Source organism: Alcanivorax sp. HI0007, assembly GCF_001635525.1.
Classification (GTDB): domain Bacteria; phylum Pseudomonadota; class Gammaproteobacteria; order Pseudomonadales; family Alcanivoracaceae; genus Alcanivorax.
In genome coordinates this window covers 1-15,044 of record NZ_LWEJ01000074.1, presented here as the reverse complement: position 1 = coordinate 15,044, position 15,044 = coordinate 1, and the positions used below count along the sequence as shown (strand labels likewise).

Annotated in this window: 13 protein-coding genes; 11 read left to right on the top strand and 2 right to left on the bottom strand. The window is 60.0% G+C overall.

Translation table 11 applies throughout. The features are described 5' to 3' along the window. On the top strand, nucleotides 1-930 hold the full coding sequence (scpB, locus tag A3714_RS03555) for an SMC-Scp complex subunit ScpB (protein ID WP_063508168.1): 930 nt from the start codon (nucleotides 1-3) through the stop codon (nucleotides 928-930). Beyond that, a complete protein-coding gene (rluB, locus tag A3714_RS03550) occupies nucleotides 923-1,768 on the top strand; it encodes a 23S rRNA pseudouridine(2605) synthase RluB (RefSeq protein ID WP_062816022.1) in 846 nt (281 codons plus the stop codon). The genes scpB and rluB overlap by 8 nt, the downstream gene beginning before the upstream one ends. A 136-nt stretch (nucleotides 1,769-1,904) precedes the next feature. Here rluB and A3714_RS03545 read toward each other — a convergent pair whose 3' ends face one another. Further along, a complete protein-coding gene (locus A3714_RS03545; RefSeq protein ID WP_063508169.1) occupies nucleotides 1,905-2,621 on the bottom strand; it encodes a 16S rRNA (uracil(1498)-N(3))-methyltransferase in 717 nt (238 codons plus the stop codon). A 263-nt stretch (nucleotides 2,622-2,884) separates the two neighbouring features. Here A3714_RS03545 and A3714_RS03540 point away from each other — a divergent pair, with 263 nt between their 5' ends. The 9 genes from A3714_RS03540 (at nucleotide 2,885) to A3714_RS03500 (ending at nucleotide 14,359) form a co-directional block, all read left to right on the top strand. Beyond that, on the top strand, nucleotides 2,885-3,727 hold the full coding sequence (locus A3714_RS03540; protein WP_063508170.1) for a MoxR family ATPase: 843 nt from the start codon (nucleotides 2,885-2,887) through the stop codon (nucleotides 3,725-3,727). 18 nt (nucleotides 3,728-3,745) lie between these two features. Then, nucleotides 3,746-4,924, top strand: coding sequence for a VWA domain-containing protein (locus A3714_RS03535; RefSeq protein WP_062816019.1), 1,179 nt, complete (start codon nucleotides 3,746-3,748; stop codon nucleotides 4,922-4,924). Nucleotides 4,925-5,213: 289 nt separating this feature from the next. Continuing rightward, a complete protein-coding gene (locus tag A3714_RS03530; protein ID WP_063508171.1) occupies nucleotides 5,214-6,434 on the top strand; it encodes a hypothetical protein in 1,221 nt (406 codons plus the stop codon). A 392-nt stretch (nucleotides 6,435-6,826) separates the two neighbouring features. Next, nucleotides 6,827-7,243 carry a BlaI/MecI/CopY family transcriptional regulator gene (locus tag A3714_RS03525; RefSeq protein WP_063508172.1) on the top strand — a complete coding sequence of 139 codons (417 nt, stop codon included), beginning with the start codon at nucleotides 6,827-6,829 and terminating at the stop codon, nucleotides 7,241-7,243. Beyond that, the gene (locus tag A3714_RS03520) at nucleotides 7,240-8,205 is read left to right on the top strand and encodes a M56 family metallopeptidase (protein ID WP_063508173.1); all 966 of its coding nucleotides are present in this window, start codon (nucleotides 7,240-7,242) and stop codon (nucleotides 8,203-8,205) included. Before A3714_RS03525 ends, A3714_RS03520 begins: the two co-directional genes overlap by 4 nt. A gap of 1 nt (nucleotide 8,206) precedes the next feature. Then, entirely contained in the window at nucleotides 8,207-9,424 is a 1,218-nt protein-coding gene (locus A3714_RS03515; RefSeq protein WP_063508174.1) for a TolC family protein, read from the top strand. A 2-nt stretch (nucleotides 9,425-9,426) separates the two neighbouring features. Next, the gene (locus A3714_RS17910) at nucleotides 9,427-9,747 is read left to right on the top strand and encodes a hypothetical protein (RefSeq protein WP_063509240.1); all 321 of its coding nucleotides are present in this window, start codon (nucleotides 9,427-9,429) and stop codon (nucleotides 9,745-9,747) included. Continuing rightward, a complete protein-coding gene (locus A3714_RS03505) occupies nucleotides 9,719-11,254 on the top strand; it encodes an efflux RND transporter periplasmic adaptor subunit (RefSeq protein WP_197463359.1) in 1,536 nt (511 codons plus the stop codon). The genes A3714_RS17910 and A3714_RS03505 overlap by 29 nt, the downstream gene beginning before the upstream one ends. Before the next feature lie 24 nt (nucleotides 11,255-11,278). Continuing rightward, entirely contained in the window at nucleotides 11,279-14,359 is a 3,081-nt protein-coding gene (locus tag A3714_RS03500; RefSeq protein WP_063525778.1) for an efflux RND transporter permease subunit, read from the top strand. 8 nt (nucleotides 14,360-14,367) lie between these two features. On the opposite strand, the gene A3714_RS03495 is transcribed toward A3714_RS03500, so the two are convergent. Beyond that, the gene (locus tag A3714_RS03495; protein ID WP_197463358.1) at nucleotides 14,368-14,718 is read right to left on the bottom strand and encodes a DUF3147 family protein; all 351 of its coding nucleotides are present in this window, start codon (nucleotides 14,716-14,718) and stop codon (nucleotides 14,368-14,370) included. Between the last annotated feature and the right edge of the window lie 326 nt (nucleotides 14,719-15,044).

Genomic DNA, 15,044 nt, shown 5'->3' with positions numbered 1-15,044 from the left:
GTGGAAGCTGAGCAGATAAAAAAAATTATTGAGGCCGCCATCCTGGTGGCGGAAGGCCCGCTGGACCGGGATGCCATCCTGTCCCTGTTTGACGAGGAGGATCGTCCCAGCAAGCAGGATCTGGGTAAATACCTGGAAGATATCGATGCGGCCTATGCAGACCGCGGCATCTTTCTGAAGGAAGTGGCCTCCGGTTTCCGTTTTCAGGCTCGCCCGGAACTGGGGCAGTGGGTCAGCCGGCTGTGGCAGGAGAAGCCGCCGCGATACAGTCGGGCGATACTGGAAACCCTGGCACTGATTGCCTATCGCCAGCCCATCACCCGTGGCGAAATCGAAGAAATTCGTGGTGTTTCGGTAAGCTCGCATATCGTCAAGAGTTTGCTGGAGCGAAACTGGGTACGCGTGGTGGGCCACCAGGATGTGCCGGGCCGGCCGGCCATGTTTGCCACCACCAAACAGTTTCTCGACTACTTTGACCTGAAGAGCCTGGAAGACCTGCCCCCGCTGTCAGAGATTCGCGATCTGGACAAGATCAACGAGGAGCTGGCCCTCAGCGATGTACCTCCCGCCAATGCGGGCCCCGGAGATATGGACGAGGCGCCGGAAGGGGAGGACGGCCATGGCATGCTGGAAGACGAACGCGAAGCCCGGCTGCCGGGCGATCAGGAGGCTTTCCCGGGGCTCGAGCAGGAACCGGAAATTGACGACGCCACCCTGATGAGCATGGACAAGGTGGATTCGGTGCTGAGCAGCTTTGAGCAGGAGTTCCGCCGCAAACCGTCTGTAGACAGGGATGATTCGGAGAGCCCGGCTGAAGACGCTGCGGCCGACCAGGCAGAACCGGCTGACAATGACCCCGATAATGACGCTGACGGCACCGATGCCGCTGCGAACGAGAATGCAGAGGACAGCCAGACCCGTCATGAGTGAGACTGAAAAATTGCAGAAAGTGCTGGCGCGAGCCGGCCTTGGCTCCCGTCGGGAGCTGGAAAAATGGATTGCCGATGGCCGGGTTTCGGTGAACGGCACAGTGGCAACCCTGGGTGACAGGGTTGGCAATGACGACACCCTACGTGTGGATGGCAGGATTATTAAAGTGAAGCCGGAAGAAGACATTGTTCAGCGCGTGATCATGTACCACAAGCCACCCGGCGAAGTGTGTTCGCGCAACGATCCGGAAGGACGCCCCACGGTGTTTGATAATCTGCCACGCCTGCAGGGCATGCGCTGGGTGCAGGTAGGGCGTCTGGACATCAATACCACCGGGCTTCTGCTGTTCACCACCGACGGGGAGTTGGCGCATCGCCTGATGCACCCGTCCAATGGCTTCGTCCGTGAGTACGCAGTGCGCGTCCGTGGCGGCATGACCCCGGAAAAGCGCCAGGCCATGCTCGATGGCGTGTTGCTCGAAGATGGTGTGTCCAAATTCGACAGCATCGAAGATGCCGGCGGCGCGGAAGAGGGCGCCAACCACTGGTACAAGGTGACGCTGACCGGGGGTAAATACCGGGAAGTGCGCCGTCTGTTCCAGTCCCAGGATCTGGATGTGGCCCGACTGATGCGAATTCGCTTTGGCGATCTGACACTGCCGCCACAGCTGCGCCAGGGTCGCTGGATGGAGCTGGAAGCCGAGCAAATCCAGGCCCTGATCGGCAAGGTGGAGCTGAAGGGCAAGAAATACACCGGCCTCTACGGCCGTGCCCGCCTGCGCCATCAGCGTACCGGCAGCAAACCGCCCCGCAAGGCCCGCGGCCCTTACCGGCGCTAGGCAGTCACTCTGCAGGAGCGCCGCTCAAGGCGCCAAGCAGACGTATCGAGTTACGAGAAGCGAGTCTTGAAAATCCGGGGCCCGTACTCAGGGTTCGCTTTTCGTAACTCGCTCCTCGTGACTCGTCACTATTGTTCTACGGCAGCCTCATCAAGCGTCCGACCAGCGCGGGCAGCGCAGTCTCCACTCTGAGAATTCGCGTCCCGAAGCTGTGGCAGGCAAATCCCTGCCGCTGCAGCATTTCCACTTCGTAGTCAGTCCAGCCACCCTCCGGGCCGATGGCCAGAGTGACAGGCTCACTCAGATCACAGGGCATGGCCGGGAAGTCGCCGGGATGGGCAAGCAGGCGCCGGCCGGGCCCGGCCCAGCGGTCCAGCTCATCTTCCACGAAGGGTTTGAAACGCGGCGCGAGAATAAGGTCGGGCAGGGACGTGTCCCGGGCCTGTTCCAGCCCGAGCAGCATCTTTTCCCGCAGCAGGCCGGCCTTCAGATTCGGGGTTTGCCAGTAGCTCTTGTCCACCTTCCAGCTATTGATCAGCACAATACGTTTGATGCCCAGACTGGTGGCGTCGATTAGGATGCGTTTGAGCATCTTTGGCCGGGGCAGGGCCAGCAAAAGGGAAAGCGATGGGGCAGGGGTCGAATGAGACTCTACATTAAATAAAACCGTTATCTCATTGTTTTTAATTGACTCTACCCGTGCCATTCCCACGCCGCCATCGAGAATGCCGGCCCGGAAAGTGTCTCCCTCTGCCAAACCCAGAATATCGCGCACATGACGACCCTGGCGCTCGTCCAGGCACCAGAGATTGTCGTGAAGATATTGATGAGGGTGTAGCAGCAGCAGGTTCATGGGGCGGATTATGGCACAGCCTGGGCGCTAATCCGCCCTCAATTCCTCACCGCATAGTGACGTAAATCGCTGTTTACTTGGCTGTTCTCGCCCTTTGCGGGTGGTGGCAGCCTTGCTAAATTGCCCCTCTGTCATATCGCCTGCAGGCCGGCTCCTGCGTTGAAAGGGGATTGGCCTGCTGGTAACTGGCGACGTCTTCGGGGCGCTGGTAGAGTGTGCCGCCCGTTCACCCGTTCGATTAACTGTTTAGTGTGGAGAGTTTCATGCAGTTTCAGGGTACTGACCAATATGTGGCCACCGACGACCTGAAAATGGCCGTTAACGCAGCGATCGCCCTCAAGCGCCCGTTGCTGATCAAGGGTGAGCCGGGTACCGGCAAGACCCTGTTGGCAGAACAGGTGGCCGAGTCCCTGGGCCTGCCGCTGCTGTCCTGGAATATCAAATCTACCACCAAGGCCCAGCAAGGCCTGTACGAGTACGATGCGGTGTCGCGCCTGCGTGACTCCCAGCTCGGCGCCAAAGGGGTGGAAGATGTGTCCAACTACCTGAAAAAAGGCAAGCTGTGGGAAGCCTTTACCCATGAAGGGCAGGTGGTGCTGTTGATCGACGAGATCGACAAGGCCGACATCGAGTTCCCCAACGACCTGCTGCAGGAACTGGATCGCATGGAGTTCTTCGTCTACGAGACCGGGGAAACCATCCGCGCCGAGCAGCGCCCGATCGTGATCATCACCTCCAACAACGAGAAGGAGCTGCCCGACGCCTTCCTGCGCCGCTGCTTCTTCCATTACATCAATTTCCCCGATGCCCAGACCATGCAGGCCATCGTGGATGTGCATTTCCCGGAGATCAAAAAGAACCTGGTCACCGAGGCCCTGGAAATCTTCTTCGACCTGCGCAAGGTGCCCGGGCTGAAGAAGAAGCCGTCCACCAGTGAGCTGATCGATTGGCTCAAGCTACTCATGGCCGACGATATTCCGGCGGATATCCTGCGTAACCGGGATACCAAGAGTGCCGTGCCGCCGCTTTATGGCGCGTTGCTGAAAAACGAGTCGGACGTCCAGCTGCTTGAGCGCCTGGCGTTCATGAACCGTCGCGAAAGCTAACCGCAGCGCTGACTGATTATGCTGATTGGTTTCTTCGAAAATCTGCGCCGCTACCGGGTCCCGGTGACCCTGCGTGAGCTGCTGGACCTCTTTGATGCCCTGCAGGCCCATGTTGCCTTCGGCTCTGTTGAGGATTTCTACTTGCTCAGCCGGGCGGTGATGGTCAAGGACGAAAAGTTCTATGACCGCTTCGATCAGGCCTTTGCCAATTACTTCGAAGGGCTGGAAAACCTGGAGCCGGACTGGCTCAACAAGGTGATTCCGGATGAGTGGCTGCGCAAGGAGCTGGAGAAGAACCTGAGCCCGGAAGAGTTCGAGAAACTCAAGGGCCTGGGTAGCCTGGAAAAAATCATGGACGAGCTGCGCAAGCGGCTCGAAGAGCAGGAAAAACGGCACCAGGGCGGCAACAAGTGGGTCGGTACCGGTGGCACCAGCCCGTTTGGCGGCTATGGCGCCAACCCGGAGGGCGTGCGCATGGTCGGCCCGTCCCGCAACAAGCGGGCGGTGAAAGTCTGGGAAAAGCGTGAATTCCGCAACCTGGACGATTCCGTGGAACTGGGCACGCGCAACATCAAGCTGGCCCTGCGTCGTTTGCGCAAGTTTGCCCGCACCGGGCGCGAAGAAGAGCTGGATATGGATGACACCATCCGCTCCACTGCGCGCAATGCGGGTCTGCTCGACATCAAGATGCGTCCGCAGAAGGAAAACCGGGTCAAAGTGCTGATCTTCTTTGATGTGGGCGGCTCCATGGACCCCTATATCAAACTCTGCGAAGAGCTGTTCTCCGCCGCCCGGCTGGAGTTCAAGCACATGGAGTATTTCTACTTCCACAACTTCATTTATGAATATGTGTGGAAGGACAACCGCCGTCGCTGGGACGAGAAGATTTCCACCTGGGACGTGCTGCACAAGTACGGCAGCGACTACAAGGTGATTTTTGTCGGTGATGCGGCCATGAGTCCCTACGAAGTCAATTCCGTGGGCGGTAGCGTGGAGCACTGGAACGAGGAGGCCGGGGCCGTCTGGTTCCAGCGCGTCATGGAAACCTACGAGAAAGTGGCCTGGCTCAACCCGGAACCGGAGCGGGCCTGGCAGATGACGACCTCCACCCAATGGATCAAGCAGCTCAGTGAACACAAGATGTACCCGCTCACCATCGAAGGCCTGGAAAAGGCCATGCGTTATTTGAGCAAGTAATAGACCGCTGACAGAAAACTGCCTGCCGTCGCGCCGACATCGTCGGGTTCGGCGACAGGCCGGTTCCTTGACGACCCATCCCGCAAAAACCTGCATTCCATCCGTCCGCCCAAACAAGATTTTGCCGAAATAAACATTTCGTCTAGTAGCGAACCGCGATTGAGATCCGTATCCTCCGCGCCTTTCGTGTTTTACCGCCCCGGACAGCCCACAAGGCACGGAAGCCCGGGACGTTGAAGCAAAACATTGAACGCCCACCGTGATCCGGTGGACTTCAGGAGAGATTGTCATGTCCAGGGTGCGAACCACCATCTGGACGACGGCTTTCAGCACCAGCGCTCTGGTCTCGGCGGGCCTTTGTGCGGATACCACCGAAGCTGAAATCCGTCGTCTGCAGCAGGAGCTGAATCAGCTCAAGGCCAGCCTCAGCCAGGATGCGCCAACCCGTCCCCGGTCCAATGATCCGCAGTGGCCCAGCTTCGCCGTCTTCGGCAAGGTCAGCGTGGACGCCATCTACGATGACAAGAATGCGGGCCTCAACGATCTGTTGATCCCCAGCACCATCCCTGCCGGCGACACCCACCAGCAAAACGTTGAGCTTCACGGAAAAAACAGCCAGCTTGGCGTGCGGATAGGAGAGGGCGGTGGTGCCCAAGCCGTGTTTGCCATGGATCTGTTCGGTAGCGTTGACGGTTATGAATTGCGGGTGCGCGATTTCTATTTCGAATACGGTGCCCTGCGTGCCGGCTATGGTTATACCGCCTTGCTGGACGGCACCGCCTGGCCGCTGACCCTGGATTCCCAGGGGCCAAACAGTGCCATCTTTGCCCGTCAGACAGGGGTGCGTTGGCAGGGCGAGCATCTCACCCTGGCGCTGGAAGATCCCAATCCGGAAGTGTATGACCCGGAGAATCTGAGCAGTGCCAGCGGTCGCCGCCCCGACGTCATCGCCGCCTGGACCCAGCCCCATGGCCGCGGCCATGGACGAGTAGGGCTGGTGCACCGGGAAATCGGGGTGGAATTCGCTGATGGAGACCAGCAATTTGCCAGCGCTACCGGGGGTGTAGTCAGTGGCACACTGGCCCTGGCTGACACGGTCACGCTACTTGCCAGCGCCAGCTACGGCGAGGCCATGGCCCATTACTACAATGACCTGTCCGGCTTCGGCGATGGGGGCATGGATGGCTATGTCTTTGCTGACAGAGGACTGGAGCCGCTACTGGCCCAGGGCGGTTATCTGGCCGGGCAATGGCGGTTCCGACCGGACTGCACTCTGACTCTGGTCGGCGGAGAGATCACCCTGGAAAACGACAGGGAGCTGCCGGCGGATGCCATGCGCCGCACTCGCTACGGCACCCTTAGCCTGGTTCGCCAACACGACGACCATCTCAGTTACGGAGCCGAGTTCGCCTACGGCATGCGCGACAATCAGGCAGGGGATCGCAGCGAAGCGCCACGGCTGCAGCTGAATCTTACCTACCGGTTTGAGCACAACCGCAACAATGGATAAGGAGATGCCAACCATTGCGTTCTGACAGTGTCAGATCTGCAAACGGGGATAAACGAGTATGGGCCACGCCATGGACGGCGGCACAGCTTGCAGCAACGATTAACGATCCATCATGCGACGGGGCAATGCTTGGGCACCCTAGCAGTTAGATAATATTGGGATGTTAAATATCAATAACTTACAGATGTTTCTCAACACATAGTGCTTATGATTTCGACGACTTTGTAATGCGATCCTCAGTTCGACAGAGCTCAACAAAAAGTGCTTATTGCCTCGTCGATATTGCGACTTGGAGCCAAAAATTATAGAGCGACGAGCATAAAGCCGATTGACGCTCGGTTTTATGCTCGTTACTGTTCATATCACTGCATCGCTGGATTAGCACCTTCCTAATGAAAAAACACACCCCACCAGCATCACATCCCGTTCCCGCGCTGGGAGAGCTCGAACTGACTGTCCTGAATCTGCTCTGGGAAAATCCCGGCCTGTCACCCAAGTCTGTGCACGCCGTAATTGGTGCGGAGCGGGGGATTTCCGTCAATACGGTGCAGTCCACTCTGGATCGTCTCTACAAGAAACAGCTGCTCACCCGTGAGAAGCAGGGTTACGCGTATCACTACACGGCGATTGTTGAGCGGGACAGTCTCATTGCCAACATGATCAGTGATGTGATGGGCCGGTTTCAGCTTGATGGCGCAGCCTCTATTTCGGCTTTTGTGCAGGCCACAGAATCCTTGGCGGATGAGGATCTGGCGCTTCTGGAAGAGGAGATCCGTGCACGCCGGGCCCAGTCTGGAGGCAAGCAATGACCGCCATGGTGATGCTTGATACCGTCTTGCCTGCTGCCATGCTCGGCTGGTTGCTCAGCCAGCTTCTCGGGGCGGTAACCGCAAAGCGGCTGACTCCTAAAGGCATCGCTCCCCGGATACGTCAGCAGCGAGTCCTGATGGTGGCGTCGTCCGCTGTCTTGCTGCCACTGGTGATGATGGCGGCCATCTTGGCGGCGAACTTGTTCCCGTCTTCGGAATGGATAGCCAGCCATTGTGGCGCCCATAGCCATGACCATATTCATGCTTGTCTGAATTCCGCCGAACAGGGTGCACTACCGGTCTGGCAGGGTGTGGTTGCCTTGCTGGCCCTCGTTGTGGTCATGGGCTCCCTGGTCCGCACGCTGCTAACGGAACGGCGGTTGCAGCAGCGGCTGCAGGCACTGATAAAACTGTCCAATGGGCAGGGTAGATTCCGTCGTTTGCAGGACACGCGTGCAGTGGCGCTGGCAGTGGGTGGCAGTGAGCCAGCGGTGCTCCTTTCCTCCGGTTTGCTCAGAAACCTGAACCCTCATCAGCGACGCATTGTGCTGGCCCACGAAAGCGCGCATTTGCGCCACGGCGACCCGCGCCGAAATCGTCTGGTGATGCTGCTTCTGGCGCTTTTTATTCCACCCTTGGCAAAGCGTCTGCGGGCGGTGTGGGAGAATGCACTGGAAGAAGCGGCCGACGATGCCGTAACCCAGCGCTTCAATCGATTCGATGTGGCAGAAACGCTGCTGCGGGTACTGAGTCTTCAGCAATTTCACTTGCAAGGGGCACAGTCAGTAAAAAGCGGGGACACCCAGGCCCGCATCCAGCGACTGATCACGCCCCATCAAGTAGATCCCGTGACAGGCCGTTTGTTTGAATGGGCATGCCTGATGGTACTGCCTGCCATGCTGGTTGCCGTGCTGGTTCAGCACCATGCCATCGAGACACTGCTGAGCTGGCTGGGAGCCTGAGATGCGAATCATGCCGCTGCTGGCTATTAGTACTGCCGGGCTCCTGCTGGCTTTCTCGACACCGGTGCTGGCCTTGAGCGAGGGTGATGCCGTCAAGCAGGCATTACGTAACAGCACCTTTCAGCAAACCCTGTCCGCCAGAGAGCAACAAGCACAAGGGGAAAGCCGCGCTACCGGTCGCTGGTTCAACCCCGAGATCAGCTATGAGCGCGAAAGTCTGGATGTGCCCGGCGGGGAAAGCCGCGAAACCACCCTGTCGCTGAGCCAACGCTTTAATCTGGCGGGTATTAAACGCCTGGAGCGGGCTGCAGCGCGCCACCATGTGGATGCCGAGGCCGCCCGGACCACCCTGTTAAAAAGCGAAAGAGTGGCGCATACCCGGGCGGCATTTTATCAGGCACTGATGGCGGAACAGCACTATGCCCGGCTTGATGCGTTGTATAGCGACCTGAATCAACTCAGTAGCTCTATTCAGGCCCGGGCGGAAGCCGGGGATGCCTCACGCTATGACGCCATGCGCATTGGCCGGGAAGTGGCCATTTATGCGGGTCGTCGCCTGCAGCTGGCCAGTCATCTCCAGGCGGAAAAAGGCCGCCTTGAAGTGCTCACTGGCGCAGATGTTTCCTCTCTTGAGGGGGCACTTTTGCCCCGAAACGACATTGCTGCTTCAGAAGAGGATGCACTGGCGTTACACCCCTTGATTGCTGTCTACGATGCCCAGATCAGCCGCGCCAGTACCCAGGCCACGGCGGCGGGCCGCCAGCGCTGGCCGGACATGACATTGAGCCTGGGCCGCAAGGACGTGGATGAGCCGGGCTTCGAAACCGACGGCCATGTGGTGGCATTGGGCATGGAGCTGCCCATCGGCACTAATGGCAAGCACAAGGCGGCGGCAAGCCGTTCCCGGGCCGACTTGCTGGAAGCGGAACGTCAACTTGCGGTTCAGCAATTGCAGGCGCAGCACACTGCGTATATCGAGCAGTTCCAGGCAAATAAACGCGCCAGTGAAACCTTGGCCCGCCATGGCGATGACAGCGATGCCAGCGAGGAGGGCGCCTTGGTGACCACTGCCCGCGCTGCCTACAACGCCGGTGAAATCAGCATCATGGCACTGCTGGATGCCTACCGCGCGGATTATGAATTACAGGAACGCAGGCTGGAGCACGCTCTGGCTGCACGACAAGCTTACATCCAATGGCAACAACTGACGGGGAAATAACCATGCAAAAAATCAACGGCATCTGGCGTCCGGTAGTGCTGGCTGGCCTGTTTGCGGTACTGGCCGCCTGTGGGCAGGACCATGACGGCGATCATGGCCACGCCCACGAGGGCGATGCTGCTCATGCCCATGACGGAGAACATGCCCACGATAGCGCGCCGGAAACTGAAGCGTTCTATCCGGGAGAAGACGCAGCCTCCACAGACACAGCTTCCGATGAGCAAACCAGCGATGCCACCGCTTCCGAAGAGACCCTGGAAGCGAGCCCGCAAACCGATGACCACGGTCACGCCCATGGCGACGACGGCCATCATGCGCACTAAGTCCTGTGTTCTTGGCATCCTGATGCTGGCGCTGGTGGGCTGCGACAGCCCCCAGCCCGGCAACGGCGATGCCGGGCATCGTGCCGAGCTGTCCTATACCCACTACACCGACGTCAGCGAATTGTTCGTTGAATTCCCGGCACTGGTGGCAGGCCAGCCCTCCCGGTTTATTGCGCACTTTACGCGCCTGGCAGATCACCAGCCGGTGACCGAGGGCAGGGTGGATGTGGTGCTGCGCCGGGATGGTGACATCGTGGCCGGCTTCCGGGTCAGCAGCCCCACCCGCGACGGGCTTTTTACACCGGTGGTGACGCCCAAATCGGCGGGAGATTTCGATCTTGCCGTGATACTCCATACCGGCAACGGCAAGGTCACCCACGAATTGGGGCCGGTGACAGTATTTGCTGATGCGGCGGCGGTGAGCGTCAACCAGGCTGCCGTGGAAGGGGAAATCAGTTTCCAGAAAGAGCAGCAGTGGCAATCGGATTTTGCCTCTGTGCCCGCCAAGCCACGTCCCATGAGACCGTCGGCGCCCGGTTTTGCCACCGTCATGGCGCCTGCCGATGGCGGGGCGGATATTCCTGCCCCCGGCGATGGCTATTTTTCCAGCCAGAATCTGGCCAAGGCCGGGCAACTGGTGGAAGCCGGGGAGATATTGGGTTACCTGATTCCCCGTCTCGGTAACGGTGCCGACCTGGGGGAATCGCGGGTTGCCTTTGAGCGGGCTCGCAGCGCATTGGCGCTGGCCAAGGCCGACGTAAAACGGTTAACGCCGCTGTTTGAACAAGGCGCGATCCCTCGCCGTCGGCTGGACGAGGCGCAGCAAAGCCTACGGGTCGCCCAGGCGGAATTCCAGGCGGCACAGTCCCGTTTGACACAGACACAGACGGGTGCCGAGGCATCCGGGCTGGTGCTGCGCGCCCCGGTGTCCGGCGAAGTCATTGAGGTGCAGGCCCGGCCCGGGGCCTTCGTGCGCGCCGGCGAGCGCGTCTTCCGCATTGCCACGCCCACACGGCGTTGGTTGCAGGTGCGTGTGCCGGAGCATTATGCCGCTCAGCTCCATGCCACTAGTGGCGCCTGGTTTGACCACCCGGTAACGGGAACACAGATTCTGGACAGCACCACCGGTGCCCGTGTGGTGCAGGTCAGTGCATCGGTGGAACCGAAAAGCCGCACGGCCTCGGTGACCCTGGAATACCCGAGAGAAACCGGGCCGGATTTGGTGGGCAGCCGGTTTGCTGCCCATCTCTTCACCCGCTCCGCAGAGCCGCGGCTGGCAGTGCCCCGCAGTGCCCTGGTGGACGATGGCGGCCGCCAGGTGGTGTTCGTCCACAGTGGCGGCGAAACCTTCGCCCGGCGGGAAGTGCAAACCGGCATCGTCGATGGTGACTGGATAGAAATCGTTTCCGGGCTGAGTGCCGGGGAGCGGGTTGTCTCCCAAGGTGCCTGGTCCGTTCGTCTGGCTGCCAGTGGTGGCGACGACATCGGCCACGGTCACGCCCACTAAGCCCTTACCGCCCCAGGATTGCTCATGATAGATCAGATAATTCGCTGGTCGCTGCACAACCGTTTGCTGGTGCTGGCGACATCGCTTGGCCTGCTGTTGTGGGGTGGCTGGGCGGCGCTGAAAACGCCCATTGATGTGTTCCCGGATCTCACTGCGCCTTCGGTGACCATTGTGGCGGAAGCCCATGGCATGCCGCCGGAGGATGTGGAAGCGCTGGTCACCATCCCCATCGAGAGCGCCATGAACGGCGCGGTTGGGGTGCGCCGGGTGCGCTCCAATACCGGTGTGGGCAACAGCGTGGTGATTGTCGAATTCGAGTGGGGCACGGACATCTATCTGGCCCGCCAGATCGTCTCCGAAAAACTGCAGGGGGCCATGTCCAGCCTGCCACCGGACCTGCCGCCGCCCCAACTGGCGCCGGTGTCCTCGGTGATGGGTGAAATCCTGTTTATTGCCCTGCATTCGTCTGTCCATGACGAAATGACCCTGAAAACCGCCGCCGACTGGACCATTCGCCGCCGCCTGCTCGCCGTGCCCGGGGTCGCCGAGGTGATTCCCTTTGGCGGGGAAACCCGTCAATTTCAGGTGATCGCCAATCCCGAACGGCTGGCAGCTTACGAGGTGACCCTCACTGAGCTGGCCGATGCGGTGCGTGATGCCAGCCGCAATGCGGCGGCGGGTTTCATCACCCACAACAACCAGGAATTTCTTATCCAGGGACTGGGCCGGGCTCGGGACCTGGAGGCGGTAGGGGCGTCGGTGGTCACACGCCGTGATGGCATGCCGGTGCTGGTCCGGGACCTGGCCCAGGTCAGCATTGGCCCGGCACCGCGCCGGGGCACGGCAGCCTATAAAGGAGATGCCGCGGTGGTCATCGGCATTCAGAAACAGCCCAACGCCAACACCCTGGCGCTAACCGGGAAGCTCGATACCGTACTGGCAGATCTGCAGGACTCCCTGCCGGATGGCATGGTGATCGAGACCCGGGTGTTCCGGCAGGCCGATTTCATCAATACGGCTGTGTCCAACCTCAGCAAGGCGCTGCGTGACGGGGCCATCCTGGTGGTGGTGATCATGTTTGCCTTCCTGCTGAGCGGCAGGGCCACCGTCATTGCCTTGCTGGCGATCCCGCTGTCATTGCTGGTGGCGATCCTGGTGATCCGCTGGATGGGCGGCACCATCAACACCATGACCCTGGGCGGCATGGCCATCGCGCTGGGGGCGCTGGTGGATGACGCCATCATCGTGGTGGAAAACATCATCCGCCGGCTGCGCGAGAACAAACAGGCCGGCACTGACCGGGACCGGGCCTTGCAGGTGATTTTCAAGGCCACCCGGGAAATCGAAGGCTCCATTGTCTTTGCTACCCTGATCATCATTCTGGTGTTCCTGCCGATCTTCTTCCTGGCCGGGGTGGAAGGGCGTCTGCTGGCGCCCCTGGGCCTTGCCTATGTGGTCGCTCTGGGCGCCTCGCTACTGGTGGCGCTGACCGTGACGCCAGTGTTGTGTCTGTTCTGGCTGCCCGGCTCGAAGGCCATCGATAGCGGCCATGACACCCGCTTTATCATCTGGCTGAAAGCCCACTATCGCACTTGGCTGGACAAGGCACTTGGCAGCCCGAAGTTAGTGCTCGGCGGCGCTGTGATTTTACTGGTGGTGTCGCTGGGCTCGCTGGCTTTTGCCGGCCGTGCCTTCCTGCCGGCCTTCAACGAAGGCAGCCTGACGGTCAGCGCTGTGACCCTACCTGGCACCTCCCTGGCAATGTCCGACCAGATTGGCAGCCGGGTGGAGAAAATCCTGCTGGCTCAGCCCGAGGTACGTACCACGGCGCGCAGGACGGGCAGGGCAGAGCTGGACCCTCATGCCCAGCAGGTGTTTGCGTCGGAAATCGAGGCCTCGCTGGTCATGGGTAAGCGTAGCAAGGAAGCCCTGCTTGAGGCGTTACGCCACGATTTCTCCGCCATTCGGGGCGTCAATATTGTCATTGGCCAGCCCATTTCCCACCGGATTGATCACATGCTGTCCGGTACTCGCGCCAATATCGCCATCAAATTGTTCGGCGAAGACCTGTATGAATTGCGTCGACTGGGCAAGCAAACCGAGGCTCTGGTCAAACAGGTGCCCGGAGCGGTGGATGTGGCCATGGATCAGCAAAGCGAGATTCCCTTTGTGACAGTGCGTTTTGATCGTGCTGCCATGGGCAACTATGGCGTTACCGCCGCCGAAGCGGCGGAATTGCTGGAGGGCGCCTTTACCGGCATTACCGCCGGCCAGATTCGCGAAGGACTGGCCAGTTTTGATCTGGTTGTGAGGCTACCCGAGTCGGCAGGCCAGGATATCGAATCGTTGCGGCAGACACTGATCAACCTGCCGGATGGCTCCGTTCTGCCGTTTGAGGCGTTGGCAGAGATTCGGCAGAGCCGGGGAGCCAACACCATCAGCCGTGAAAATGTGCAACGGAACCTGGTGGTCATGGCCAATGTGGCGGAGCGCGACCTGATCAGCGTGGTTGAGGATATCCGCGTGATTCTGGACGAGCAGCTGGAATTGCCCACCCGCTACCATCTGGACTTCGGCGGTCAGTTTGAAAGCGCCCAGGCGGCCAATACCCGCCTAATGCTCCTAGGCGCCGTGGTGGTTGCCGGTATCTTCCTGCTGCTGATGACGGCATTCGGCTCTGCCAGGGATGCCGGCCTGGTGATGATCAACCTGCCCCTGGCGCTGATTGGCGGGGTCGTGGGGGTCTGGCTGACGGAAGGCATTATCAATATTGCGGTGGTGATCGGCTTTATCACCCTGTTCGGTATCGCCACCCGCAACGGGGTCATCCTGATCGACCACATCCGCCGACTGATGAGCGAGCATAAGCTGGACCTAGAAAAGGCCATCCGTCAGGGTGCCGAAGAACGTCTGGTACCTATCCTGATGACGGCACTGGCCACGGCACTGGCCCTGGTGCCGCTGGCCATGGCCGGCGGGGAGCCCGGCAGTGAAATCCAGGCGCCCATGGCGGTGGTGATTCTCTGGGGGCTGATCAGCTCTACAGCACTGAATATGCTGGTGGTGCCGGTTGCCTATCGGTGGCTGGGGGAACGCCGGGGTTAAGTCTGGTGCTACCAGATCTCGATGCCGAAAGGGCGGACCAATAGACCGAGCACCACGAAGCAGCCAACCGTAAGCAGCACACTGCAGCCCATGGAAGCGAGAAAACCCCAACGATCCAGCATGAACGGAAACAGGGCAAACATGGGCAGCGTCGGGATCACGTACCAGAAGGTGTACCAGGCGTGGTTGCCGATTTTCTCAGAAGGCTGATTTCCCATGTAGAGCCAGAACATGGCAAGCAGGGTTACCAGTGGCAAGGCACCGATCAGGGCGCCCAGTCGATCGCTGTGCCGGGCAACTTCCGAGATCAGAACGACCAGCGCAGCAGTAATGAGGTATTTGAGGTAGAGGGGCATCATCTGGATTCCTCTTGGGTTTGGTTGCTCCTGAAGTATCCCGTTATATTGGCTGCTCTTCTATTTAACATAATATACATTATGCGTATCAATCAGTAGGCGTGCGGGAGGGGGATGCGGACGCGAGGACGCGCACACCCCGCGCGCCCTCTGGGCTTGTCAATAATTCAACAAGTGACACGTTCCCCCAGTTCAAGGACGGCCAGTTCTCGATCAATGTGCACGATGCACGTCTCCGCAAGATGTCCAAGGCCGTAACCACCTCTGCGAGCATCCATCNGGACACCATTCCATCTGGCTACTGCGCCGCGATGATCACTCTGACTTAC

What these genes read in the sequence shown, in the direction of transcription:
- rluB (WP_062816022.1), top strand. Translation starts at nt 923, where the DNA reads ATGAGTGAGACTGAAAAATTGCAGAAAGTGCTGGCGCGAGCCGGCCTT.
- A3714_RS03545 (WP_063508169.1), bottom strand. Translation starts at nt 2,621, where the DNA reads ATGAACCTGCTGCTGCTACACCCTCATCAATATCTTCACGACAATCTC.
- A3714_RS03540 (WP_063508170.1), top strand. Translation starts at nt 2,885, where the DNA reads ATGCAGTTTCAGGGTACTGACCAATATGTGGCCACCGACGACCTGAAA.
- A3714_RS03535 (WP_062816019.1), top strand. Translation starts at nt 3,746, where the DNA reads ATGCTGATTGGTTTCTTCGAAAATCTGCGCCGCTACCGGGTCCCGGTG.
- A3714_RS03530 (WP_063508171.1), top strand. Translation starts at nt 5,214, where the DNA reads ATGTCCAGGGTGCGAACCACCATCTGGACGACGGCTTTCAGCACCAGC.
- A3714_RS03525 (WP_063508172.1), top strand. Translation starts at nt 6,827, where the DNA reads ATGAAAAAACACACCCCACCAGCATCACATCCCGTTCCCGCGCTGGGA.
- A3714_RS03520 (WP_063508173.1), top strand. Translation starts at nt 7,240, where the DNA reads ATGACCGCCATGGTGATGCTTGATACCGTCTTGCCTGCTGCCATGCTC.
- A3714_RS03515 (WP_063508174.1), top strand. Translation starts at nt 8,207, where the DNA reads ATGCGAATCATGCCGCTGCTGGCTATTAGTACTGCCGGGCTCCTGCTG.
- A3714_RS17910 (WP_063509240.1), top strand. Translation starts at nt 9,427, where the DNA reads ATGCAAAAAATCAACGGCATCTGGCGTCCGGTAGTGCTGGCTGGCCTG.
- A3714_RS03505 (WP_197463359.1), top strand. Translation starts at nt 9,719, where the DNA reads ATGGCGACGACGGCCATCATGCGCACTAAGTCCTGTGTTCTTGGCATC.
- A3714_RS03500 (WP_063525778.1), top strand. Translation starts at nt 11,279, where the DNA reads ATGATAGATCAGATAATTCGCTGGTCGCTGCACAACCGTTTGCTGGTG.
- A3714_RS03495 (WP_197463358.1), bottom strand. Translation starts at nt 14,718, where the DNA reads ATGATGCCCCTCTACCTCAAATACCTCATTACTGCTGCGCTGGTCGTT.